Below are 25066 nucleotides of genomic sequence, written 5' to 3'. Positions count from 1 at the left end.
CCAGCGGATGGGCCGTGCGATCAGCGAGTGGGCGGCGTTCCGGGCGGCCGCCGGCGACAGCGCGGAGCTGGACCTGATCGACTGCGCCGACTGCGCGCTTCCCGACGACGCCGGACTGCGCCCCGGCGGGAGCTCCGGCTCACCGGTCGCCGCCCGGATCGACGCGGCCGATGCTTTCGTGCTCGTCACCCCGGAGTACGACCACAGCTACCCGGCCGGCCTGAAGCGCCTCATCGACTGGCACTACCGGGAGTGGATGTTCAAGCCGGCCACCGTGGTGTCCTACGGTGTTCAGGGTGGCCTGCTCGCGACCGAGCACCTGCGCGGTGTCCTCGCCGAGCTGCACATGGTGACCACCCGCCGGGTCATCGGCCTGCGCCAGCCGTGGAACGACCTCGGCCCGGCCGGCTACACCGCGCCGCCGGACGTCGACGCCGCCTTCGACGCGGCGCTGAGCGAACTCACCTGGTGGGCGAGCCTGCTGCGCACGGCCCGCCACGAGCGTCCCTTCACGAGCTGAGCCGGGTACGGCCGTCGCCGGTTCGCGCGGCGTCGGCCGCCGGCCGGTGACCCGCTGATGCCGCTAGGTGCAGGCAGAGCAGGGCTTTCGGCGTACCGAGGAAGGAAGGGTGGGAAAGGCGAAGGCCGCGCCCCCGAGCGGGTGGCGCGGCCTTCGGGTGGAACTGGACGTCAGCCCTTGACGCTACCGGCCAGGAGGCCTCGCACGAAGTAGCGCTGGAGCAGCAGGAACACCGTCACCGGGACGAGGATCGAGACGAAGGCGCCCGCGGAGAGCAGGTGCCACGCCGTGCCCCGGGTGCCGCTCAGGTTCGACAGCTGGACGGTGATCGGGGAGATCTCCGGTGCGCCGGCGAACGTGAGCGAGATCAGCAGGTCGTTCCAGACCCAGAGGAACTGGAAGATGCCGAAGGCGGCCAGGGCGGGGGTGAGCAGTGGCAGCAGCACCCGGAAGAAGATCGCCACGTGGCCGGCGCCGTCCATGCGTGCCGCCTCGATGAGGCTGGACGGCACCTCCTTGATGAAGTTGTGCAGGATGTAGATCGCCAGGGGCAGGGCGAACGCCGAGTGGGACAGCCAGAGCGTCCAGAAGGTGTTCGCGATGCCCATGTCGACGTAGAGCGTCAGCAGCGGGATCAGGGTGACCTGCAGCGGCACGATCTGCAGGGCGAAGATCGCGATGAACAGGAAGTTCTTGCCCGGGAAGTTCATCCATGCGAACGCGTACGCCGCGAGCGACGCCAGGCAGAGCGGGATGATCACCGACGGCAGCGTGATGACGATCGTGTTCAGGAAGAAGTTCGCCAGGTTGATGCCGTCCGGGTCGAAGACCGCCTGGTAGTTCTCGAACGTCACCTTCGGGTCGGTGAAGAACGTCCACCAGCCGGTCGTCTTGATCGCCCGCTCCGGCCGGAACGAGGAGACCAGCAGACCGAACGTGGGAAGCGTCCACAGCACCGCGATGACCAGCGCGATGAGCGACGCCCACGGCGAGGTGAGCTTCTTCTTCGCCGTCGCCGCCGCGGAGACCTTCTCCGGGGTGACCGATGGCGTGGTGGTGATTGGGGTGACGGTGGTCATCACGCCTCCGAACGGCGAAGCTGCCGGATGTTGTAGACGACGATCGGGATCACGAGGACGAACAGCACGACCGCGAGAGCGGCGCCGAGACCCTGGTTGGCGCTGCGGAAGCTCTGGCTGTAGAACTCGTTGGCGATCACGCTCGTGTCGAAGCGGCCGCCGGTCATCGTCTGCACGATGTCGAAGACCTTGAGCGTGGCGATCGCGATGGTGGTCAGCACGACCACCACCGCCGGGCGGATCGCCGGCAGCGTCACGAAGCGGAACATGCCCCACGGGGTGACGCCGTCGAGGCGGGCGGCCTCGACGATGTCGTCCGGGATCGCCTTGATCGCGGCCGACAGCACGGTCATCGCGAAGCCGGCCTGGACCCAGATCATCACGATGATGAGCAGGAAGGTGTTCAGCGGCGAGTCGATCAGCAGCTGGACCGGCTTGCCGCCGAGCCAGACGATGACCTGGTTGACCAGGCCGATCTGCTTCACGTTGCCCTGGTCGGGGCGGTACTCGTACATGAACTTCCAGATCACCGACGCGGCGACGAAGGAGATCGACATGGGCAGGAAGATCAGTGCCTTGGCGAACGACTCCATCCGCGCCTTGTCGACCAGGATGGCGTAGAGCAGGCCCACGCCGGTCGCCACGAACGGCGTCAGGAGAACCCAGAACGCCGTGTTCCGGAGCACGACGAGCTGCTCCGAGTCGGTGAAGATGGTCTTGTAGTTGTCGATCCCGATGAACGCATCACCTGCGGCGTTGAAGAACGACTCGTAGATGGTGCGAAGACCGGGGTAGAGGAGGCCCACGCTGAGCATCAGCACGACGGGGGCCAGGTAGAGGTACGCGACGAACTTGTCGCGTTTGCCGGTGAAACGACCGGCAATGAACAGGATCACCCCGACGACGGCGGCGAACAGCAGGATCGCCGCGAACATCTGCAACAGCTTGTCGGCGGTGGTGGAGGCGGTGGTGAACACTCTGCCCGTTCCTCCCTGGGCGGCTTTAACCGATAAAAGAGACTGGTAGGGCCGGTCGGGGGAGACCCGACCGGCCCTGGTGGTGCGTCAGCCCATTACTGCGGCCAAGCCTTCTCGATGTTGTCCACCGTCGTCTTGGTGTCCTGGCCGGTGATCCAGTTGGTCGCCTGCTTCCAGAACGCGTTCGAGCCGACCGCGGCGGGCATCATGTCCGAGCCGTCGAAGCGGAAGGTCGCGTTCGGGTCGAGCAGGATGGTCGCCGACAGCTTGTCGATCGGGTTCTTCAGGTTGTTCGGGTCGAGGCCCTTGTTGGCGCTGACCCAGCCCGAGGAGAGCTTCGCCTTGGTGTTCGCCCAGGTGTCGCTCGACAGGTACGTCTGGAAGGCCTTGACCTCCGGACGGTCCGCGAACGCCAGGACGAACTCGCCACCGCCGAGAACCGGCTTCGAGGAGGCGTCCTGACCCGGGAGGTAGAAGGCGTAGATGTCGCCGTCCTCAGCGATCTTCGTGTCCGCGGGGAAGTTCGCGGCGTAGAAGCTCGCCTGGCGGTGCAGGGAGCACTGGCCGTCCAGGATCGGGAGACCCGCGTCCTGGAAGGTGGTGCTGGCGATGCTCTTGACGTCGCCGAGACCGCCGTTGACGTACTTGTCGTTCTTCAGGTAGTTGCCGGCCGCGTCGAACGCCGTGGCGATCTTCGGGTCGTTGAAGGGGATCTCGTGCTTGACCCACTGGTCGTAGACCTCGGGGCCCGCGGTGCGGAGCACGAAGTCCTCGACCCAGTCGGTGACCGGCCAGCCGGTGGCCTCACCGGAGCTGATGCCGGCACACCACGGCTTGCCGCCGTCCGTGACGATCTTGTCGGTCAGGGTCTGCAGGTCCGCCAGGGTGGTGGGGACGGTGTAGCCCTTGTCCTTGAACTCCTGCGGCGAGTACCACACGAGCGACTTCACGTTGGCGCCCAGCGGCGCGGCGTAGAACTTGCCGTCGACCGTGCCGTACGCCTTCCAGTCCTCGCCGAACCACTTGTCGACGTTGGCGGAGGTCTCGGCCGGAGCCTCGACCGCCTTGCCGGTCGCGACGAGCTGCTGGAGCAGACCCGGCTGCGGCACGAACGCGAGGTCCGGCGGGTTGCCGGCCTTGGCGCGAACCAGGACCTGGGTCTCGAAGGCCTTGTCGCCCTCGTACTTGATGGTGGCGCCGGTGCACTGCTCGAAGGGCTTGTAGGACTCCTTGTGCGGGGTGTCCTCCGGGGTCACGATGCCCGTGTAGATCGTGACCGTCTTACCCTTGATGTCGCCGAACGCCGTGTACGGCGAGCAGTCGATCGCTGCTGCCGAACTGTCGGTGGTACCGCTCTCGGAATCGTCGCTGTCGCCGCAGGCGGTCAGGCTGAACGCCAGACCGACGCTGAGGGCACCGGCGAGCGCGACCCGGGATCGCGAACTCCCACGTTGACCGAACATACCGCTCCCTATGTCATATAGCGCCTCCGGCGTCATGCTGACGCCGCCGTCCGAAGCGCTTCTTGACCAACAGTCAAGAGGTAACCAGCAAGTTGCGCAATGATTTCGTCGTGATCGAGTCGGTAACGATATCGCTGCGACACCCTGGCACCTTAACCGGTTAAGGAGATTGGCGGAAGAGCCTAGTTGAGGACGGTTCCTTTATCCGGCCTTACCCTGATTTTTCCACCAGTAAACCGGCGATGAGTCGGTTTTGCTGAGGTCCGTCGGAACGCTCTTAAGCCGCAAATGCGAACCGCCGCGGCGCCCTCTCGGGTGCCACGGCGGTCTGCGGTTGAGTGCGGGTCAGCCGGCGACGGCGAGGTACTTGTAACCAATTCGCCGCATCCGCTCGGCGTCGAGCACGTGCCGGCCGTCCAGGACGATGGGCGTACGCATCAGCCCGACGAATTTCGACCAGTCGAGCTCGAGGTACTGCGCCCACTCGGTGACAAGCACGACGGCGTCACAGTCGGCGAACAATTCGTCGATGCTCTGGGTCAGGTAGGGCGCGAGCTCCGGCTGCTCGATCCGGAACCGGTCGGTGGCGACCGGGTCGTGCAGCTTCACCCGGGCGCCCCGGGCGATCAGCGAGTTCGCGATGTCGAGGGCCGGGGCGTCGCGCAGGTCGTCGGTGTTCGGCTTGAACGCCAGGCCGAGCAGGCCGATCTTGCGGCCCTTGAGGATGCGCAGCTCGTCCTGGAGGCGCTCCACGGCGATGGCGCGCTGCCGCTGGTTGACGTCCCGGGCCGCCTTCACGATCGGCATCTCGAGGTTGTACTCCGAGGCGGTCGCGATCAGGGCCTTGGTGTCCTTGCCGAAGCAGGAGCCGCCCCAGCCGACGCCGGGCTGCAGGAACCGGGAGCCGATCCGCTGGTCGAGGCCCATGCCGCGGGCGACCTCGGTGATGTCGGCGCCGACCTTCGCGGCGAGCTGGCCGATCTCGTTCGCGTAGCTGATCTTCAGGGCCAGGAACGCGTTGGCCGCGTACTTGATCAGCTCGGCCGAGGCGAGGTCGGTCGAGACCAGCGGCACCGCGTTGACGTCCTCGGGCCGGGTCAGGAACGTCGGCGGCGTGAAGGTCTGGTTGATGATCGGCCGGTAGAGGCGGTTGAGGACCTCGAGGCTGCGCGGGTTGTCCGAGCCGATGACGATCCGGTCCGGATAGAGGGTGTCGGCGATGGCGTTGCCCTCGCGCAGGAACTCCGGGTTCGAGGCGACGGCGAACTCCACGCCGCCCGGGCGGTCGGCACGGCCCTCGAAGGAGTCACGCAGGATCGCGTCGACCCAGTTGCCGCTGCCGATCGGCACCGTCGACTTGTTCACCACGACGGTGAAGTCGTGGTCGAGCGCCTGGGCGACGCTCTCCGCGGCGCTGCGCAGGTAACGCAGGTCGGGGCTGCCGTCGGCGGCCGACGGGGTCTGCACCGCCACGAACACCACGTCGGCGCCGGGAACGGCGTCCGCGTAGGAGGTGGTGAAGGTCAGGTTCGGCGCGGCCTCGGCGAGGAGGTCCTCCATGCCGGGCTCGTAGATCGGGCAGCGGCCGGCGGACAGCATGTCGACCTTCGCCTGGTCGAGGTCGACACAGGTCACCTCGTGGCCCAGGAAGGCGAGACTCACCCCGGTGGTCAAGCCGACGTAGCCGGTACCGACAACACAAACCTTCATGCGATCTCCTCCGCCGCGACGCCGGCCCGCGGTTACGCCACGTACCCGGGTTGCGGCCCGCCTTCACGGTGCCCGGCGTCTGGGGTGGCGCCGGGCTGCGTGTTCCGCCGAATGATACACAGCCGAATTCCCGGCGATTTGTCCATCTATGCGCGGAACATCCGGCCGATCGTGCGACCCGGATCGGCGGAAACGCGTCCCCAGCCGTGGCGATCGCTCAGAGTGATTGCCCCGTTTCGCAGCATGTCAACGCGAGGTTTCCGGCTCTTGACACGGCGATGACGAAGTCCCACGCTTCTGGGAGCGCTCCCACATCAAAGTCCGTCAATGAAGGGTGTCAGATGCGAAGGTCCCCCGGCGGCGCGGTGGCCGTTGCCCTCGCGCTCGTGGCAACAGCGGTCGCCGTCGTGGTGGCCGGCCCCCGGGCTGCCGGTGCGGCCCCGGCGGAGCCGTACACCTGGAAGAACGTCCGGATCGACGGCGGTGGTTTCGTACCGGGCATCGTCTTCAACCCGGGCGAGCAGAACCTCATCTACGCGCGCACCGACATCGGCGGCGCCTACCGCTGGAACCAGGCCGGCCAGAGCTGGACCCCCCTGCTCGACTGGGTCGGCCAGGACGACTGGGGCCACAACGGGGTGCTCAGCATCGCGCCCGACCCGGTCGACACCGACCGGGTCTACGCGGCGGCCGGCATGTACACGAACAGCTGGGACCCGAACAACGGCGCGATCCTGCGCTCCTCGGACAAGGGCGCCACCTGGCAGAAGACCGCCCTGCCGTTCAAGGTCGGCGGCAACATGCCGGGCCGGGGCATGGGGGAGCGGCTGGCCGTCGACCCGCGGAACAACCGGAACGTCTACTTCGCGGCCGAGGGCGGCAACGGCCTGTGGCGCAGCACCGACTACGGCGTCACCTGGGCCGAGGTCGCGAACTTCCCGAACGCGGGCGACTACGTCGCGGACCCGTCCGACACCAGCGGGTACCAGAGCCAGAACCAGGGCCTGACCTGGGTGACCTTCGATCCCGCGTCTCCCGGGATCTACGTCGGGGTGGCGGACAAGGAGAACCCGGTCTACCGGTCGCTGGACGCCGGCGCCACCTGGGAGCGGATCCCCGGCCAGCCGACCGGATACCTCGCGCACAAGGGCGTGGTGCAGGGCAGGTACCTGTTCATCGCGACCAGCGACACCGGCGGCCCGTACGACGGCGGCGCCGGCCAGGTCGCCCGGCTGGACACCGAGACCGGCGTCTGGACCGACATCTCGCCCACCCCGGTCGCCGACCGCTACTACGGCTACTCCGGGCTCACCGTGGACGCGAAGAAGCCGGGCACCCTGATGGTCGCCACCCAGATCTCCTGGTGGCCGGACGCGATCTTCTTCCGCAGCACCGACTACGGCGCCACCTGGACCCGGGCCTGGGACTGGGGCAGCTACCCGAACCGGACCAAGCGCTACACCATGGACATCTCGGCGAACCCGTGGCTCGACTTCAACAGCACCGCCCAGGCGCCCGAGGAGAGCCCGAAGCTCGGCTGGATGAACGAGTCCCTGGCGATCGACCCGTTCGATTCGAACCGGCTGTTCTACGGCACCGGCGCGACGCTCTACGGCACCACGCAGCTGACGAACTGGGATGCGAACACGTCGTTCACGATCAAGCCGTTCGCCAAGGGCATCGAGGAGACCGCGGTCCAGGACCTGGCCAGCCCGCCGACCGGCGCGCCGCTGGTCAGCGCCCTCTACGACGTCGGCGGTTTCCACCACGCCGACCTCGACGCGGTGCCGGCGAGCTTCCACGACACCCCGGCGCTGGGCAGCAACACCGGCCTCGACTTCGCCGAGCTCAGCCCGTCGTTCTTCGTCCGGGTCGGCAACGCGGAGGCGGCCCCGCACATCGGGATCTCCAACGACGGCGGCAAGAACTGGTACCAGGGTCAGGAGCCGGCCGGGGTCACCGGAGGCGGTTCGGTCGCGGTGGGCGCGGACGCCGATGCGGTGGTCTGGTCGCCGGCCGGCGCCGGTGTGCACTACTCGACCACGCGCGGCAGCACCTGGACCGCCTCGACCGGGATCCCCGCGGGCGCCGAGGTCGAGTCGGACAGGGTCAACCCCAGGACCTTCTATGGGTACGCCGGAGGCACGTTCTATCTGAGCACCGACGGAGGAGCGTCCTTCACGGCCTCGGCCGCCGCGATGCCGGCCGACGGACGGGTCAACCTGAAGGCGCTGCCCGGCGTGGCCGGCGAAGTGTGGCTGGCCGGCAAGACCGGGCTGCTGCGCTCCACCGACTCGGGCCGCACGTTCACCGCGGTCGCCACGGTGAGCGAGGGCGTCAACGTGGCGTTCGGCAAGGCGGCGCCCGGCGCGACCCGGCCCGCGGTGTTCCTGGTCGGCACGGTGGACGGCGTCGACGGCGTCTTCCGCTCCGACAACGGTGGTGCGGCGTGGGTGCGCATCAACGACGACGCCCATCAGTACGGCAACGCCGGTGACGCGCTCGCCGGCGACCCGCGGGTCTACGGCCGTGTCTACCTGGGCACCAACGGCAGAGGCATCCTGTACGCCGACCGCACCGGCGGCCCCTCCTCACCCACGCCTTCGGCGTCGTCCTCCTCTGCTTCCCCGTCGCCGTCCGTCCCGGTCTCCCCGTCGCCCTCCACCTCGAACAGCGAGGGCTGCGCCGCCACCTACACGGTGACCGGGCAGTGGACCGGCGGCTTCCAGGGCGAGGTGACCGTCAAGAACACCGGTCCGGCGGCGACGACCGGCTGGAACGTCAAGTGGACCTACACCGGCGGCCAGACCGTCACCCAGAGCTGGGGCGGCACCGCCACCCAGTCCGGGACCGCGGTCACCGTCGTGAACGCCGGCTACAACGGCGTCCTCTCGTCCGGGGCTTCCACGACATTCGGATTCCTCGGCAGCACCACCGGCACCACCAACCCCATCCCTTCCCCGATCACCTGCTCCACCACCCCGTAGCCCGTCCCTCAGCCGGCGTCCGGTCCTGCGGACACGGGCGCCGGCCGGGGCAGCGGAAAGGATCCCCGTGATCAGACCCCCAGGAGAGAGTCTGCGCCGCAGACTCGCCGTCGCCGGCGCCGCCGTTCTCGGCGCCGGCGCGGTCCTAGCAGCCGGTGCACCGGCCTATGCCGCGGCCGGCTGCACCGTCGTCTACAAGGTGCAGAGCCAATGGCCCGGCGGCTTCACCGGCGACATCCAGATCAAGAACACCGGCGACCCGCTGACCAGCTGGAAGCTGGAGTTCGACTTCCCCGACGCCGGGCAGAAGGCCGGTCAGGGCTGGAGCGGCGTCTACAGCCAGACCGGCCAGCACGTGACGGTGAGCAACGCCGCGTGGAACGGTGGCCTGGCCACGAACGCGACGGTGGGCACCGGCTTCAACGGCACGTTCGGCACGGCGAACCCGGTCCCGACCGCGTTCACGCTGAACGGCACCGCCTGTAACCAGACCGCGAACGTGCCGACCGTCTCGATCACCGGGCCGGCGGCGAACACCCGGTACACCGCGCCGGCGTCGATCCCGATCGCGGCGAACGCCACCGCGGCGAGCGGCCAGACCATCAGCCGGGTCGAGTTCTACCACGACGGCCTGCTGCTGGGCTCGGACACCACGGCGCCGTACGCGTACACCTGGAGTGGGGTGCCCGCCCAGTCGGCGGCGTACCACCTGCAGGCAGTCGCGTACGACAACGCCGGGGTCAAGAGCAGCACCGCCGACGTGCCGGTCTTCGTCGACGCGGCGACCACCCCCTCGATCGTCGCCGACGCCACGTCGCTGTCGATCTCCCCGGGGGCGAGCGGCTCGTTCAAGCTGGCGCTGAGCGCGGCGCCGACGGCGAACGTCAGCGTGGCGGTGGCTCGCAGCGCCGGCACCACCGCGGTCACCGCGACGCCGGCGACGCTCACCTTCACGCCGTCGAACTGGAACACCGGCCAGGCCGTCACGGTCGCGGCGTCCGGCTCGGCGACGGCCGGTTCGACGGCCACGATCGCGGCGACGGCCACCGGCTACACCGCGGCGCAGCTCAGCGTCTCGGTGGTCGAGGAGGGCTCGGTCGACGCCCGGTTCACGCAGCTCTACAACGACCTGAAGAACCCGGCCAACGGGTACTTCAGCCCGGAGGGCGTGCCGTACCACTCGATCGAGACGCTGATCAACGAGGCGCCCGACCACGGTCACGAGACGACCAGCGAGGCGTTCAGCTACTGGCTGTGGCTGGAGGCCGAGCACGGTCAGGCCAGCGGTGACTGGGCGCCGTTCAACAGCGCCTGGGCGACGATGGAGAAGTACATCATCCCGTCGCACGCCGACCAGCCGACGAACGCCAACTACAACGCGCAGAAGCCGGCGACGTACGCGGCCGAGTACCCGCTGCCGTCGCAGTACCCGTCCCAGCTGGACTCGAGCGTCTCGGTCGGCACCGACCCGCTCGCGGCCGAGCTGAAGGCGGCGTACGGCACCGACGACATCTACGGCATGCACTGGCTGCTCGACGTCGACAACGTCTACGGCTTCGGCCACTGCGGCGACGAGACCAGCCGGGTCGTCTACATCAACACGTTCCAGCGTGGCCCGCAGGAGTCGACGTTCGAGACCGTGCCGCAGCCGTCCTGCGACACGTTCGCGCACGGCGGCCCGAACGGCTACCTCGACCTGTTCACCAAGGACGCGTCGTACGCCAAGCAGTGGAAGTACACCAACGCCCCGGACGCCGACGCGCGTGCCGTGCAGGTGGCGTACTGGGCGTACACCTGGGCCACCCAGCAGGGCAAGGCGTCGCAGATCTCGGACGCCGTGGCGAAGGCCGCCAAGATGGGTGACTACCTGCGGTACTCGTTCTACGACAAGTACTTCAAGCAGCCGGGTTGCGCGTCGACCAGCTGCGCCGCGGGCACCGGCAAGAACGCCTCGAGCAACCTGATGTCCTGGTACTACGCCTGGGGCGGCGCGTACGACACCAGCGCCGGCTGGGCGTGGCGGATCGGCTCCAGCACCAGCCACTTCGGGTACCAGAACCCGATGGCGGCGTACATCCTGTCCAACGTCGGCGCCTTCACGCCGAAGTCGCCGACCGCCAAGGCGGACTGGCAGGCCAGCCTGGACCGGCAGCTGGAGTTCTACCAGTGGCTGCAATCCTCGGAAGGCGCCATCGCCGGGGGCGCGACGAACAGCTGGAACGGGAACTACTCGGCGCGGCCGGCCGGCACGCCCACGTTCTACGGTCTCGCGTACGTCGAAGCCCCGGTCTACGCCGATCCTCCGTCGAACCGCTGGTTCGGCATGCAGACCTGGTCGCTGGAGCGGCTCGCCGAGTACTACTACGTGACCGGCAACGCCAAGGCCAAGGCCGTGCTCGACAAGTGGGTGCCGTGGGCGCTCGCGAACAGCACCATCGGGGCGACCAGCTTCTCGATCCCGTCAGAGATGGAGTGGTCCGGCGCGCCGAACACCTGGAACGCGTCGAACCCGCAGGCGAACACCAACCTGCACGTCACGGTCACCGGCAAGGGCCAGGACCTGGGCGTGGCGGGCTCGTTCGCCAAGCTGCTGACCTACTACGCCGCGAAGTCCGGCAACACGCAGGCCAAGACCGCCGCGAAGGGCCTGCTGGACGCGATCTGGGCGTACAAGGACGCGAAGGGCGTCTCGGTCACCGAGACGCGGGCCGACTACAACCGGATGGACGACGTCTACAACGCCTCCACCGGCCAGGGCCTCTACATCCCGCAGGGCTGGACCGGGACGATGCCGAACGGCGACGTGATCAAGCCGGGCGCCTCGTTCCTCGACATCCGTTCCTTCTACCGCCAGGACCCGGACTTCCCGAAGGTTCAGGCGTACCTGGACGGCGGCGCGGCGCCGACGTTCAACTACCACCGATTCTGGGCCCAGGTCGACGTGGCAACCGGCTACGCCGACTACGCCCGGCTGTTCCCGGAGGGGTGATCATGAAGCTGTTGAGACTGTTCGCGGTGGCTCTGTTCGCCGCGGCCGCTGCCGTCGTCGCGCTTCCGGGGGCGGCACAGGCCCACGGTGCGCTGCAGGTTCCGGGCAGCCGGACCTGGCTCTGCTACCAGGACGGGCGTAACCCGCAGACCGGCGCGATCGAGCCGAAGAACGCCGCGTGTGCCGCGGCGGTGGCGCAGAGCGGGACGACCTCGCTCTACAACTGGTTCGCCGTGCTCCGCTCGGACGGCGCCGGCCGGGTCAGCGGGTTCCTCCCGGACGGGCAGCTGTGCAGTGGCGGGACGGGGGGCCCGTACAACTTCACGGGCTTCAACCTGGCGCGCACGGACTGGCCGCTGACCCACCTGACCGCCGGAGCGAACGTCCAGTTCAAGTACAACGACTGGGCCAAGCACCCCGGCACGTTCTCGCTCTACATCACCAAGGACGGGTACGACCCGACCAAGCCGCTCGCCTGGAGCGACCTGGAACCGACCCCGTTCGACCAGGTGACGAACCCGCCCGCGAACGGCGGGCCGGGCACCGACGACGGCCACTACTACTGGAACGGCAACCTGCCCTCGGGCAAGACCGGCCGGCACCTGGTCTACTCGGTGTGGTCGCGCTCGGACAGCCAGGAGACCTTCTACGGCTGCTCGGACGTGGTCTTCGACGGTGGCAACGGCGAGGTCACCGGTGTCGGCGGAGGCGGGACGACCTCACCGTCGCCCAGCACCCCGCCGTCGCCGTCCCCGTCGGTCAGCACGTCGAACCCGCCGAACCCCGGCACCGGCGGCTGCACCGCGATGTACTCGGTGGTGTCCGCCTGGTCCGGCGGTTTCCAGGGCGAGGTCATGGTGCACGCCGGCACGACGCCGGTGAACGGGTGGAAGGTCTCCTGGACCTTCCCGGGCGGCCAGACCCTCGCGCAGACGTGGAGCGGCAAGGCCACGTCCAGCGGGTCGCTGGCGACCGTGACGAATGAGAGCTGGAACGCGAGTGTCCCGGCGAACGGGCACACCACGTTCGGGTTCCTCGCCTCCGGAACGGCCGCGGCGACGGTGCAGAACCTCACCTGTACGACCGGCTGACAGCCGGGTCACCCGGCGGTGTGACGACTGTCGCACCGCCGGGTGGCGGTACGGGGTTCCTCAGCTTGACTCGGGCGCGAGGCGTTATTTAGCGTACCGGGATAAAGCGGAAAAACTTTCTCCTCAGCGCGGCTCACTCGATGAGCCGCCGCGCCCTGCTGCTCGGCGGCGCCGGCGCGGTGGTGCTCGCGGCGACCCCGGGCACGGCCGGCCAGCGTAACGCGCGGGTCCGGGTGCCGACCCGGGTCGGCACGTGGTCGGCGGCGGTCACCGCGCAGGCGCCGAAGCTGGTCTACAGCCTCACCGGCCAGACGGTACGACAGGTCGTCCACACCAGCGTCGGCGGTGACCGGCCGCAGGTCCGGTTCAGCAACGCGTTCGGAACCACGCCGGTACGCGTCGGCGCCGCGAGCCTGGGTCTGCGCGGCGGCACCGGGCCGAGTACCGCGACGGTTCCCGGCACCCTCCAGAAGCTGACCTTCGCCGGCCGCCCGGACGCGGTCATCCCGGCCGGTGGCACCCTGCTCAGCGACGCCGCCCCGCTGATCGTCCCGCCCGGCGCCGACCTGGTGATCAGCCTCTACCTGCCGGAGAAGACCGAGGTCGGCACGCTCACGCCGCGCGCCTACCAGGCGAACGTGGTCGCGGACGGCGACGTCACGGGCCAGGACGACCCGGGCGGCGAGCCGTTCGCCACATACCTCTTCCTCACCGGCGTGAGCGTGCGCGCCCGCCGGTCCACCTCGGCGATCGTCGCGTTCGGCGACTCGATCACCCGGGGCGCGCAGACCGTGGAGAGCGCCAACCACCGCTGGCCGGACCTGCTGGCCGCCCGGCTGCGGGCCGGCGACGCCGACCGGGCCGTGCTCAACGCCGGGATCAGCGGCAACCGGCTGCTCGCCGGGCCGTTCGGGCGTACCGGGCGGGCCGGATCGAACGCCTGGTCCGGTGAGGCGGGGGTGCGCCGCTTCGACCGTGACGTGCTCGCCCAGCCCGGGGTGAGCCACGTGATCGTGCTGATCGGGGTGAACGACTTCGGCACCGCGAGCAAGGCCGGCACCGGCGCGCTGATCGCCGGGCACCGCCAGCTGATCGCCCGGGGCAAGGACGCCGGTCTCACCATGATCGGCGGGACGCTGCTGCCGTTCGGCGGCTACCGGGCGACCTTCGACACCCCGGAGACGCGCGCGAAGCGGGAGGCGTTCAACTCCTGGGTACGCACGTCCGGCGAGTACGACGGATTCGTCGACTTCGACGCGGCGGTCCGTGATCCGGACGCGCCGTACCGGATGCGCGCGGCCTTCGACAGCGGCGACCACCTGCACCCGAACGACGCCGGCATGGCAGCGCTGGCGAACGCCGTGCCCCTGGAGCTATTCGAATAGCGACGGGTCGCCGGCCCCGACTCGCAGGATCTCCGGCACCCCGGCGGAGAGGTCCACCACCGTCGTCGGCTCGGTGCCGCACTCGCCGGAGTCGACGACCGCGTCCACGCTGTGGTCGAGGGCTTCCTTGATCTCCCAGCCGTGCGTCATCGGCTCCGGTTCGCCGGGGAGCAGCAGCGTGCTGGAGACCAGCGGCTCACCGAGCTCCTCCAGGATCGCCTGAGCGGTCACGTGACCGGTGATCCGGACGCCGACGGTCTTCTTCTTCGGGTGCAGCAGCCGCCGCGGCACCTCTTTGGTCGCGGGCAGGATGAACGTGAACGGTCCCGGCGTGGACGCCTTCACCGCCCGGAACAGCGCGTTGTTGATCTGCACGAACTGTCCGAGCTGCGCGAAGTCATGGCACATCAGGGTGAAGTGGTGCCGATCGTCCAGGTGCCGGATCGCGCGGATCCGGTCCAGGCCGTCCTTGTTGCCCATCCGGCAGCCGAGCGCGAAGCACGAGTCGGTGGGGTAGGCGATCAGCCCGTCACCACGGATCAGGTCCGCTATCTGGTGAATGCTGCGCGGCTGCGGATTGTCCGGGTGCACGTCGAAGTACTTGGCCACTCGGTTCAGCTTAGAGTCCGATCATGAGTAGCGTGCACCGCCCGGCAGTAAGGGTCATCTGTTTCGACGCCGACGGCCGGATCCTGCTGCTGCGCTGGGAGGATCCGACCGACGGCCACCGCCTCTGGGAGCCACCGGGCGGCGGCATCGACCCGGGGGAGACGCCGCTGCAGGCCGCCCGCCGTGAGCTGACCGAGGAGACCGGCCTGGACAGCGCCGCGATCCGTCCCACCTGCATCGACGTGCACCGCGAGTTCACCTGGAAGGGCCGGCTCTTCGCCGGCCCGGAACAGTTCTTCGCGGCCTTCTTCGCCACCGCGCGCCCGCCGGTGGTCCGGGACGGCCTGATGGCGTACGAGCAACTGGAGCTGATGGAACACCGCTGGGTGGCGCCCGCCGACCTGGCGGACCTCCCCGACCAGGTCGAGCCGCCGGGGCTGGCCGACGTCCTCGAGCGGCTACGCGGCTGAGCGGACCCAGGCGGCGGCGTCCGGTGGCAGCAGGCCGTCGGCGGTGAGGGGGTCGCTGCTGATCAGCACCTCGCCGTCCGGCAGCGGGACCGGGCCGGCGCCCATCGCCACGACCAGGGTGAACGCGGGGTGCCGGGCGGTCAGCCGGTCGTCGCCGTCCACCGACCACTCCACCGGGCCGGCGGGGGAGGGGCGCAGGTCGCGGCGCAGGGCGATGGCGGCCCGGGTCAGCGGCAGCGACGGCGAGTCCAGGTGCCGTTCCCAGCCGTCCGGCGCCGGCAGCCAGGGCGGCGCGGGGAAGCCCTCGGGCCAGGGCAGCGGAACCCGGCAGCCGTCCCGGGACATCCCCGAGCGCAGCCAGGCCGGGTCCTGCCGGTCCTCGGCAGGCACGTCCACCTCGGGCAAGCCGTACTCCTGGCCCTGGTAGAGGTAGGCGGCGCCGGGCAGGCCGAGGATCGTGAGCAGGGCGGCGCGGGCGCGGGCGGGGTTGCCGTACCGGGTCGGAGTGCGGATCACGTCGTGGTTCTCGGCGACCCAGGTGACCGGCGGGTGTTCCAGCAGCTCGGCGCCGACGGCCGCCCAGGCGCGCGCGTCCCAGGGCGCGACCACGAAGCCGAACGCGAACGCCTGGTGAAGCCGCTCCGGTCCGGTGTAGCGCGCGGCCCGGGCCGGTTCCAGGTTGACCTCGCCGATGAGCACCCGGGGTGGGTCGTACTCGTCGGCGATCTCCCGCCAGCGCCGGTAGACCTCCGGCGTCTCGGGCTGGTCGCAGGCGAGCGGGTTCGATCGCAGCCGGCCCGGCGACGGGGTCACGTCCGATGGCAGCGGTGGCAGGCCGGGCGCCTTGAACAGCCCGTACGCCACGTCCACCCGCATCCCGTCGACCCCGAGATCGAACCAGAACCGCAGCACGTCGTCGAAGAACGGCGCGGTCCGCGGATCCCGCCAGTTCCAGTCCGGCTGTTCCGGGGCGTAGAGGTGCAGGTACCAGGTGCCGTCGCCGGCCGGTTCCCAGGCGGGGCCGAAGACGCTGGGCCAGTCGTTCGGCGTGCGGGTGAAGTGGAACCGCTGCCGGGCCGACTCGTCGCCGGCCAGCGCCTGCCGGAAGATCGGATGCTCGGAGGAGCAGTGGTTCGGGACGATGTCGATGATCACGCGGAGTCCGAGGGCGTGGGCGCGGCCGAGCATCGCCGTGAATCCGGCACGGTCCCCGAAGAGCGGATCGACGTCGGTGTAGTCGCTCACGTCGTACCCGTGATCTTTTTGGGGTGAGGTCTGGAACGGCGTGATCCAGACGGCGTCCGCGCCCAGCCCGGCGATGTGATCGAGGTGGGCCGTCAGGCCCGCGAGGTCGCCGATCCCGTCACCGTTGCCATCCGCGAATGATCTTGGGTAGACCTGGTACACGACGCCGCTCTGCCACCAGTCACCGGTCATACCATCAGCGTGGCGGGACGCAGCGATCGAGAGCAAGCTGAGGCGAGACAGCACGAGCGAAGGAGCCCGTTGTGGAGACCGAACTGTTCATCGGCGGCAAGTGGGTGCCGGCCGGCTCGGGAAGCCGGTTCGACGTGCTCGATCCGGCGACGGGTGACACGATCGCCTCGGTCGCGGACGGCGGTGAGGCGGACGCGATCGCCGCGGTGGACGCGGCGGCAGCGGCCGGCCCGGCCTGGGCGAAGACCCCTCCGCGCGTCCGCGGGGAGATCCTGCGCAAGGCGTTCGAGCTGATGACCGAGCGGGCCGGCGAGCTCGCGAAGCTGATCAGCCTGGAGAACGGCAAGGCGCTCGTCGACGCGAAGGGCGAGGTGACGTACGCGGCCGAGTTCTTCCGCTGGTTCTCCGAGGAGGCGGTCCGCGGCGAGGGAACCGTGGCGACCGCCCCGTCCGGCGCCTACAAGCTCATGGTGGTGCGCCAGCCGGTCGGCGTCTGCGTGCTGGTCACCCCGTGGAACTTCCCGGCCGCCATGGCGACCCGCAAGATCGGCCCGGCGCTCGCGGCCGGCTGCACGGTGATCCTCAAGCCGGCCAGCGACACCCCGCTCACCGCGCTCGCCATGGCCGCGATCCTGGCCGAGGCCGGCGTGCCCGAGGGCGTCGTGAACGTGCTGCCGTCCCGCAGCTCCGGCAAGGTCGTGGGCAGGATGCTCGCCGACCCGAGGGTGCGCAAGCTGTCCTTCACCGGCTCCACCGAGGTGGGCCGGATCCTGCTCGCCCAGGCCGCCGAGAACGTCGTGAACACCTCGATGGAGCTGGGCGGCAACGCGCCGTTCGTGGTCTTCGCGGACGCCGACCTGGACGCGGCCGTCGAGGGCGCGATGATCGCGAAGATGCGCAACGGCGGTGAGGCGTGCACCGCGGCGAACCGGTTCTTCGTCGAGGCGCCGGTCGCCGAGGAGTTCTCCGGCAAGCTCGCCGAGCGGATGTCGGCCCTCGTGGTCGGCCCCGGCACCGACGAGAAGACGCAGGTCGGCCCGCTGGTCAACGAGGACACCGTGGCGAAGGTGGACGGTCTGGTGAAGTCCGCGCTGGACGCCGGCGCCTCGGCGGTCACCGGCGGCAGCCGCCCGGACGGGCCGGGCTTCTACTACCCGCCGACAGTGCTGACCGGCGTCGGCCCGGACGCGGCGATCCTCCGCGAGGAGATCTTCGGCCCGGTCGCGCCGATCGTGACGTTCACCGGCGAGGAGGAGGCGGTCCGGCTGGCGAACGACACCGAGTACGGCCTGGTCGCGTACGTCTACACCACCGACCTGGCCCGCGGCCTGCGGGTCGGCGAGGCGATCGAGGCCGGCATGGTCGGCCTGAACCGGGGCCTGGTGAGCGACCCGGCGGCGCCGTTCGGCGGGGTGAAGCAGAGCGGCATCGGCCGGGAGGGCGGCCACGACGGCCTGCTCGAATACCTGGAGTCCAAGTACATCGCCGTCACCTGGTAGGGCTCTCGAGTCGCGGATGGGCGGCGGCGGGCTTACGTTCTTCGTTATCGATGGGTAACGGGGAGGACATCATGGTTGTCCGACGAGCCGCCGCCGCTCTTCTCCTGCTCCTCGCCGTGAGTGCCTGCGGCGACGATTCCGGGGACGCGGACGGCAGGCTGACCGTCTGGAGTCTGGAGAACCTCACCGACCGGGTGCAGGCCACCCAGCGGATCGCCGACGAGTTCACCAAGTCGTCGGGCATCCCGGTGAAGATCGTGGCGACCGACGAGAACCAGTTCAGCAGCCTGATCACCTCAGCCGCGGCGGCCGGGACGCTGCCCGACGTGGTGGGCGCGCTGCCGCTGGCCGCGGTGGCGCAGATGGCGACCAACCAACTGCTCGACACCGCGGCGGCGAAGGCCGTCGTCGACCAGCTCGGCGCCGACTCGTTCGCCGCGCCGGCGCTCGCGCTGACCGGTCAGGACGGCACCCAGTGGGCGGTGCCGTCGGACGGCTGGGCGCAGTTGCTCTTCTACCGCAAGGACCTGTTCCAGCAGGCCGGGCTGGCCGAGCCGGCGTCCTACGACGCCATCCGCGCGGCCGCCCAGAAGCTCAACTCCCCCGACGTCGCCGGCATCGCCCTGGCGACGGTCGGGAACGACGCGTTCACCCAGCAGACCTTCGAGAACTTCGCGCTCGGCAACGACTGCCAGCTCGTCGACGCCGCGAAGACCGTGCTGCTCGACTCGCCGCAGTGCGTGGAGACGTTCCAGCTCTACAACGACCTGGTGACGCAGTGGTCGGTGCCGGGCGCACAGGACGTCGACACGACCCGGGCCACCTACTTCGCCGGCAAGGCCGCCATGGTGGTCTGGTCGTCGTTCCTGCTCGACGAGCTGGCCGGCCTGCGCAACGACGCCCTCCCGACGTGTGAGCAGTGCAAGTCCGACCCGGCGTGGCTGGCGAAGAACACCGGCGTGGTCACGGCGATCTCCGGTCCGCAGGGCAAGCCCGCGCAGTTCGGCGAGATCACCAGCTGGGCGATCACCGCCGGAGGCGCGCAGAGCGAGGCTGCCGGCAAGTTCGTGACGTACATGCTGAATGAGGGTTATGGCGATTGGCTGGGCATCGCCCCGGAGGGCAAGATCCCGGTGCGGTCCACCGAGACGGCGTGGAAGTCGCTGCCGGCCGGCGTCGACACGAAGAAGCCGCTCGCCGAGATCTATCCCGCTGACTTCCTGGACGCGCTGCAGTCCAGCCCGGACACCTTCCAGCGGTGGGGGTTCCCGCAGAAGCAGGGTGCGCTGGTCGGCGCGACCCTCGGCGAGCTGCCGGTGCCGAAGGCGATAAACGGCATGACGACCGGGGAACTCGATCCGCCGGCCGCGGCGCAACGGGCGGCCGAGGACGTCGAGACGATCCAGAAATCCCTCGAGTGAAGTCCCTGCGGCAGCAGGAGAACCGCGCCGGTCTCGCCTATCTCTCACCCACGCTGATCGTCGTCCTGGTCGTCGTGGTCGTGCCGATCCTCTGGACGATCATGCTGGCCTTCCAGCGGATCAGGCTGATCAACCTGCGCCGCGCGGGCGTCTTCGGCGAGTACACCCTGGCGAACCTGGAGACCGTCCTCACCTCGCCCGGTTTCTGGTCGTCGCTGTGGACCACCGTGGTCTACACGGTCGGCTCGACGTTCGGATCCATCGCCATCGGCCTGGTCGCGGCGCTCGCTCTGCGGGGCCGCTTCCGCGGCCGGACCTTGGTGCGGGCTTCGATCCTTCTTCCGTACGTCGCCCCGGTCGTGGCGATGACCTTCGTCTGGACGGTGCTGCTCAGCCCTCAATTCGGGCTCGTCAACGACTGGGGTGCGCGATTCCTCGGCTGGGATCGGCCCATCGCGTTCCTCAGCCAGCGGGAGTACGCCCTCGATCTCCTGGGCTGGCACGTCGAGATCCCGCTCGCGCTGCTCACCGTGATCGCGTTCGAGTCGTGGCGGTACTTCCCGTTCGCGTTCCTCTTCTTGCTCGCCCGGCTGCAGGCCGTCCCCGCCGACCTGGAGGAGGCGGCCCGGGTCGACGGCGCGGCGCCCACCCAGATCTTCCGGCACATCCTGCTGCCGCAGCTCTCCGCCGTGATCGCGCTGCTCTGCGTGCTGCGCTTCATCATGACGTTCAACAAGTTCGACGACGTCTACCTGCTCACCGGTGGCGGCGCCGGCACCGAGGTGGTCAGCATCCGGGTCTACGAGTTCCTCACCGCCCGCTTCGACGTCGGCGCGGCGGCGGCGCAGGCCCTGGTCCTCGCGGCCGGCCTGGTCGTCCTTCTGATCATCTACCTGCGGTTCTTCGCCCCGAAGGTGGAGGAATGAGAGATCGAGCCACCGTCGAGGCACGGATCCTCGGCGTCCTCCGGCCCATTGTGATCATCGTGTTGCTGGTGGCGACGCTCTTCCCGTTCCTCTACATGCTGCTGCTCTCGATCCGCCCGATCGAGCAGCTGCTGCAGGACCCCGGGCAGCTCTGGATCGCCCCGGCGGAGTGGACCACCAGCACCTACCGGGAGGTGCTCACCTCGGTCGAGGACGGCGGTCAGGGCTTCCTGAAGTTCCTCGCCAACTCGGGCATGGTCTCGATCGCCGCCATGGGGCTGACCCTGCTCGTCTCGATCCCCGGGGCGTACGCGGTCAGCCGCCTGCGGTTCACCGGGCGCCGCCAGGTGCACTTCCTGTTCCTGTCGGTCTACCTGTTCCCGTCGATCCTGCTGGCGATCCCGCTCTTCGTGCTCTTCACCCGGCTCGGTCTGCGCGGATCGCTGGGCGGCCTGACCCTGGTCTACATCGCCCAGACCGTGCCGGTCTCGATCTACATGCTGCGCAACTACCTGTCGACGATCCCGGAGAGCCTGGAGGAGGCCGCCGCCGTCGACGGGTACAGCCGGTTGCAGACGCTGCGCAAGATCGTCCTGCCGCTGGCCGCACCGGCCGTCATGGCGAATGCTCTGTACGTCTTCATGATCGCGTGGAACGAATTCCTGTTCGCGCTGCTCTTCCTGGTGGAGGATCGCGCCGACTGGACCGTCTCGCTCGGCCTCGCGCAGCTCTCCGGTGGCATCGAGGTCAGCAAGACCGTCCTGATGGCCGGTTCCGTTGTGCTGACGCTCCCGATTGTGATCCTATTCTTCGCGGCCGAGCGCCTCCTCACCGAGGGGCTGACGGCCGGCGCCGAGAAAGGGTGACGGCGCGTACGGGGAGTTCGGTGGAGGTTACGCCAAGTGATTGTTTGGCCGTAACCGCAGAGAAGTGAATAATCTTGTTGCTCTGGCCCCCTCCCGATGTTGCCCCCGTGACGCGCTGGCCGATACTAGGCGGGCCGTTCAGCGCCCCCACCGCAGCTCGGGACCCCCTGAGAGGACATATATCGCCATGCGCAAGTCTCTGCTCGCCCTGGTCGCCGCAGGCCTGTTGACCACGGTCACACTCACGGCTTGTGACGACGGCACCGATCCCGGTGACTCCGGCGACAGTGGCTCGGCGACCACCAGCAGTGGCGGCGAAGCGTCCGGTTCCGGTGGCATCGGCGTGATCCTGCCCGACACCAAGAGCTCGCAGCGCTGGGGCTCGGACGACCCGAAGTACCTGAAGGCCGCGTTCGAGGCCGCCAAGGTGCCGTTCACCATCGAGAACGCCGAGGGCGACAAGGAGCAGTTCAAGCGCCTCGGCGAGAAGATGCTGGACGAAGGCGCCAAGGTCCTCATCATCGCGAACCTGGACGCGGCGAGCGGCAAGGCCGTGATCGACAACGCCAAGTCCCGGGGCATCCCGGTCATCGACTACGACCGGCTGACCCTCAACGGCGGCGCCGACTACTACGTCAGCTTCGACAACGAGCGGGTCGGCGAGCTCCAGGCCGAGGGACTGGTCAGCTGCCTCAAGTCGAAGAAGAAGAACAACCCGATCGTCGCCTCGCTGAACGGGTCGCTGACCGACAACAACGCGACGCTGTTCAAGAACGGCTATGACCGGGTCCTGCAGCCCTACTTCGACCAGGCCGAGTTCACCAAGGGCCCGGACCAGTACGTGCCGGACTGGGACAACGACGAGGGTCGCGAGATCTTCGCCCAGATGGTCAAGCAGTACCCGACCATCGACGGCGTGCTCGCCGCCAACGACGGCCTCGGCAACGCGGCCATCGAGGTGCTGCGGGAGAAGAACATGAACGGCGACGTCCCGGTCACCGGCCAGGACGCCACCGTGCAGGGCCTGCAGAACATCCTCGTCGGCGACCAGTGCATGACCGTGTACAAGGACGTGAAGAAGGAGGCGGACGCCGCCGCCAAGCTCGCGATCAACCTGTACAAGAACGTCAAGACGCCGGTCGACGACAAGCTGAAGGACCCGGAGTCGGGGGCCTACGTCCCGTTCGTGAAGCTGGACCCGACCCCGATCACCAAGGCGAACGTCAAGGACGTCGTCGAGAGCGGCTTCGTCTCGGCGAAGGACCTCTGCACCGCGAAGTTCAAGTCGGCCTGCACCAAGGCCGACATCAAGTAACGCACCAGGCAGTACACGAAAGGCCGGCAGGTGACTGCCGGCCTTTCGGTCTCTCCCGGCTCTTCTCAGTCCACGAGCCTGATGCGGACCCGGCGGTTCTGCCGGCCCTTGCTCTCCACCTTCGCCACCTCGACCCGGCCCACCTGCTTCGTCGAGGCCACGTGCGTGCCGCCGTCGGCCTGCACGTCGAGCCCCACGATGTCGATCACCCGGATCTCCGGGTTCTCCAGCGGCGGCAGCGCGTCCTGGGTGCGGATGAGCGTCGGGATGGCGAGGGCCTCCTCGCGCGGCAGTACCCGGGCCACGATCTTGCGGTCCGCGACGATCTCCGCGTTCACCGCGTCCTCGAGGGCCTGTTTGAAGCTCGGCGGCACCTCGGGCAGGTTGAAGTCCATCCGGGCCTCGCCGGGCTGCATGTTGCCGCCGGTCACCAGCGCGCCGAAGTCGCGGAACACGGTCCCGCAGAGGATGTGCAGCCCGGAGTGCGTGCGCATGAGGCTGCTCCGGCGCGCGTCGTCGATCGCCCCGCGCACCGCGGTCCCCGCCGCCGGCACCGGATCGCCCGGCGCCGGCAGCAGATAAAGATCATCAGGGGTACGGCGGGTGTCCACGATCCGCGTCTGGACGCCCTCCCAGAGCAGCACCCCGTGGTCCGGCGGCTGCCCACCGCCGCCCGGATAGAACGCCGACCGGTCCAGGACGATCCCCGCCTCGGGATCCGACCACACCACCGTGCAGTCCCACTCGCGGATGGTGGGGTCGGCCCAATCCAGACGTTCGGTCATGAACCGAACTCTAGGCCAGTAGTTCTCTCACCCGCGGGATGACGTGCGTGCCGTACAGCTCGACGCACGTCATCAGGCGTTCGTGCGGCAGCGTGCCGTGCGCGTACTTCAGGTCGAACCGCTGGATGCCGAGCGCCTGGACGGTCGACGCGATCTTCTGGGCCACCGTCTCCGGCGAGCCGACGTGCCAGGCGCCCTCGGTCACGTCCGCGACGAACCGGTCCTTCGAGGTCCGCGGCCAGCCACGCTCCCGGCCGAGCCGGTCCAGCATGCGCCGGGCGTGCGGCCAGAGGATCTCGATCGCCTCCTCGTCGGTCTCCGCCACGAATCCGGGGCAGTGCACCGACACCGGCTGCTCGGGCTGCTCCAGCTCCTTGAGCGCACGGTGGTAGAGGTCGACGTAGGGCGCGAACCGGGCCGGCTCGCCACCGATGATCGCCAGGACCAGCGGGAGGCCGTACTGTGCGGCCCGCACCACCGACTCCGGGCTGCCGCCGACGCCGATCGACGCGTGGATGCGGCCGGACTCGGTCTTCGGGTAGACCTGCTGATCCTTCAGGGGTGGGCGGACCGAGCCCTGCCAGGTCACCGGCTCCTCGGTGAGCAGGCGCGTCATCAGGTCCAGCTTCTCCGAGAACAGCTGCTCGTAATCGGTCAGGTCGAACCCGAAGAGCGGGAAGGACTCGGTGAACGAGCCACGCCCGAGGATGATCTCCGAGCGACCGCCGGAAACGGCGTCGAGTGTCGCGAAGCGTTCGAACACCCGTACCGGATCATCGGAACTCAGAACCGTGACCGCTGTGCCCAGCTTGATCCGCTCGGTCTTCGCGGCGATGGCCGCGAGCACGATCTCCGGCGAGGAGATCGCGTAGTCGTCGCGGTGGTGCTCACCGACGCCGAACGCGTCGACGCCGAGCCGGTCGGCGAGCACCGCCTGCTCGACCACATTGCGGATGACCTGGGCGTAGGGGAGGGATTTACCGTCGTCGCCGACTGTGACGTCGCCGAACGTGTCAAGACCGAATTCCACTCGTCGAGCCTAGCGGCGGCCCTTCAGGCGGCGTCCCATCTCCCTGGCGATCTCCTTCTCGGCATCGCGTTTCGCCAGCACCTGTCGCTTATCGTACGATTTGAGGCCCCGGGCCAGGCCGAGCTCGACCTTGGCCCAGCCGTCCTTGAAGTAGAGCGAGAGCGGCACCAGCGTGAGACCGGATCCCTCGTTCAGCTTGTTCAGGATCTTGATGATCTCGTCCTTGTGCAGCAGCAGCTTGCGGGTGCGGCGCGGCGAGTGGTTCGTCCAGCTGCCGAAGCCGTACTCCGCGATGTGCAGGCCGTAGAGCATCAACTCGCCGTTGTGCTCCTGGGCGAACGTGTCCACGAGTGACACGCGGCCCAGGCGCAGCGACTTGACCTCGGTGCCGGCCAGCACGAGACCCGCCTCGTACGTCTTGAGGATCGCGTAGTCGTGCCGCGCCTTCTTGTTCGAGGCGATCAATCTGGTCCCGGTCTCCTTGGCCACCTCAGGATTTTAGGGGCC

The 25066-nt window shown here is 69.1% G+C and carries 19 protein-coding genes and 1 pseudogene; 11 read left to right on the top strand and 9 right to left on the bottom strand.

Features of this window, described 5'->3' with window-relative positions; translation table 11 throughout:
- Nucleotides 1-4 precede the first annotated feature (4 nt).
- A pseudogene (locus tag EP757_RS37985) lies at nucleotides 5-520 on the top strand (NADPH-dependent FMN reductase); the annotation flags it as partial.
- Between the two features lie 170 nt (nucleotides 521-690).
- Here the strand turns inward: EP757_RS37985 and EP757_RS37980 are convergent.
- From EP757_RS37980 to EP757_RS37965, 4 genes are all read right to left on the bottom strand, one after another.
- The gene (locus tag EP757_RS37980; protein WP_127553164.1) at nucleotides 691-1599 is read right to left on the bottom strand and encodes a carbohydrate ABC transporter permease; all 909 of its coding nucleotides are present in this window, start codon (nucleotides 1597-1599) and stop codon (nucleotides 691-693) included.
- Nucleotides 1599-2534 carry a carbohydrate ABC transporter permease gene (locus EP757_RS37975; protein ID WP_197725617.1) on the bottom strand — a complete coding sequence of 312 codons (936 nt, stop codon included), beginning with the start codon at nucleotides 2532-2534 and terminating at the stop codon, nucleotides 1599-1601. The genes EP757_RS37980 and EP757_RS37975 overlap by 1 nt, the downstream gene beginning before the upstream one ends.
- A gap of 137 nt (nucleotides 2535-2671) precedes the next feature.
- Nucleotides 2672-4039 (bottom strand): ABC transporter substrate-binding protein, encoded by a 1368-nt coding sequence (locus EP757_RS37970; RefSeq protein WP_127553162.1) that lies wholly within the window; start codon nucleotides 4037-4039, stop codon nucleotides 2672-2674.
- 345 nt (nucleotides 4040-4384) lie between these two features.
- A complete protein-coding gene (locus EP757_RS37965; protein WP_127553161.1) occupies nucleotides 4385-5749 on the bottom strand; it encodes a UDP-glucose/GDP-mannose dehydrogenase family protein in 1365 nt (454 codons plus the stop codon).
- Nucleotides 5750-6090: 341 nt separating this feature from the next.
- Here EP757_RS37965 and EP757_RS37960 point away from each other — a divergent pair, with 341 nt between their 5' ends.
- The 4 genes from EP757_RS37960 (at nucleotide 6091) to EP757_RS37945 (ending at nucleotide 14201) form a co-directional block, all read left to right on the top strand.
- Nucleotides 6091-8736: a cellulose binding domain-containing protein gene (locus EP757_RS37960; protein ID WP_127553160.1), complete on the top strand. Its 2646-nt coding sequence runs from the start codon at nucleotides 6091-6093 to the stop codon at nucleotides 8734-8736.
- Between the two features lie 67 nt (nucleotides 8737-8803).
- Entirely contained in the window at nucleotides 8804-11725 is a 2922-nt protein-coding gene (locus tag EP757_RS37955) for a glycoside hydrolase family 48 protein (protein ID WP_232050219.1), read from the top strand.
- Between the two features lie 2 nt (nucleotides 11726-11727).
- Nucleotides 11728-12816 carry a lytic polysaccharide monooxygenase gene (locus tag EP757_RS37950; RefSeq protein ID WP_127553159.1) on the top strand — a complete coding sequence of 363 codons (1089 nt, stop codon included), beginning with the start codon at nucleotides 11728-11730 and terminating at the stop codon, nucleotides 12814-12816.
- Nucleotides 12817-12956: 140 nt separating this feature from the next.
- Nucleotides 12957-14201 carry an SGNH/GDSL hydrolase family protein gene (locus tag EP757_RS37945; protein ID WP_127553158.1) on the top strand — a complete coding sequence of 415 codons (1245 nt, stop codon included), beginning with the start codon at nucleotides 12957-12959 and terminating at the stop codon, nucleotides 14199-14201.
- Here EP757_RS37945 and EP757_RS37940 read toward each other — a convergent pair.
- Entirely contained in the window at nucleotides 14190-14810 is a 621-nt protein-coding gene (locus EP757_RS37940) for an L-threonylcarbamoyladenylate synthase (RefSeq protein ID WP_127553157.1), read from the bottom strand. The two genes, EP757_RS37945 and EP757_RS37940, sit on opposite strands and share 12 nt — an antisense overlap.
- A 23-nt stretch (nucleotides 14811-14833) precedes the next feature.
- Between EP757_RS37940 and EP757_RS37935 the strand changes: the two genes are divergently transcribed.
- A complete protein-coding gene (locus EP757_RS37935; RefSeq protein ID WP_127553156.1) occupies nucleotides 14834-15280 on the top strand; it encodes an NUDIX hydrolase in 447 nt (148 codons plus the stop codon).
- Here EP757_RS37935 and EP757_RS37930 read toward each other — a convergent pair.
- Nucleotides 15269-16717 carry an alpha-amylase family glycosyl hydrolase gene (locus tag EP757_RS37930; RefSeq protein ID WP_127553155.1) on the bottom strand — a complete coding sequence of 483 codons (1449 nt, stop codon included), beginning with the start codon at nucleotides 16715-16717 and terminating at the stop codon, nucleotides 15269-15271. The two genes, EP757_RS37935 and EP757_RS37930, sit on opposite strands and share 12 nt — an antisense overlap.
- 71 nt (nucleotides 16718-16788) lie before the next feature.
- Here EP757_RS37930 and EP757_RS37925 point away from each other — a divergent pair, with 71 nt between their 5' ends.
- From EP757_RS37925 to EP757_RS37905, 5 genes are all read left to right on the top strand, one after another.
- A complete protein-coding gene (locus EP757_RS37925; RefSeq protein ID WP_127553154.1) occupies nucleotides 16789-18216 on the top strand; it encodes an NAD-dependent succinate-semialdehyde dehydrogenase in 1428 nt (475 codons plus the stop codon).
- Between the two features lie 71 nt (nucleotides 18217-18287).
- On the top strand, nucleotides 18288-19637 hold the full coding sequence (locus tag EP757_RS37920) for an ABC transporter substrate-binding protein (RefSeq protein ID WP_127553153.1): 1350 nt from the start codon (nucleotides 18288-18290) through the stop codon (nucleotides 19635-19637).
- Nucleotides 19634-20563, top strand: a complete 930-nt coding sequence (locus EP757_RS37915) for a carbohydrate ABC transporter permease (protein ID WP_232050218.1) — start codon at nucleotides 19634-19636, stop codon at nucleotides 20561-20563. The genes EP757_RS37920 and EP757_RS37915 overlap by 4 nt, the downstream gene beginning before the upstream one ends.
- Nucleotides 20560-21429 (top strand): carbohydrate ABC transporter permease, encoded by an 870-nt coding sequence (locus EP757_RS37910; protein ID WP_127553152.1) that lies wholly within the window; start codon nucleotides 20560-20562, stop codon nucleotides 21427-21429. Before EP757_RS37915 ends, EP757_RS37910 begins: the two co-directional genes overlap by 4 nt.
- Before the next feature lie 187 nt (nucleotides 21430-21616).
- Entirely contained in the window at nucleotides 21617-22744 is a 1128-nt protein-coding gene (locus EP757_RS37905) for a sugar ABC transporter substrate-binding protein (protein WP_127553151.1), read from the top strand.
- A 65-nt stretch (nucleotides 22745-22809) separates the two neighbouring features.
- On the opposite strand, the gene EP757_RS37900 is transcribed toward EP757_RS37905, so the two are convergent.
- The 3 genes from EP757_RS37900 to smpB are packed head-to-tail and all read right to left on the bottom strand — an operon-like array spanning nucleotide 22810 to nucleotide 25048.
- A complete protein-coding gene (locus EP757_RS37900; RefSeq protein ID WP_127553150.1) occupies nucleotides 22810-23529 on the bottom strand; it encodes an alanyl-tRNA editing protein in 720 nt (239 codons plus the stop codon).
- Nucleotides 23530-23539: 10 nt separating this feature from the next.
- On the bottom strand, nucleotides 23540-24559 hold the full coding sequence (locus EP757_RS37895) for an LLM class flavin-dependent oxidoreductase (protein WP_127553149.1): 1020 nt from the start codon (nucleotides 24557-24559) through the stop codon (nucleotides 23540-23542).
- Nucleotides 24560-24568: 9 nt separating this feature from the next.
- Nucleotides 24569-25048, bottom strand: a complete 480-nt coding sequence (gene smpB, locus EP757_RS37890; RefSeq protein ID WP_127553148.1) for an SsrA-binding protein SmpB — start codon at nucleotides 25046-25048, stop codon at nucleotides 24569-24571.
- Nucleotides 25049-25066: the final 18 nt, after the last annotated feature.

Origin of the sequence: Actinoplanes sp. OR16 (assembly GCF_004001265.1) — a bacterium.
GTDB lineage: Bacteria > Actinomycetota > Actinomycetes > Mycobacteriales > Micromonosporaceae > Actinoplanes.
Note: the sequence above shows the minus strand (reverse complement) of the source record. Positions and strands in the feature narration are given on the sequence as shown.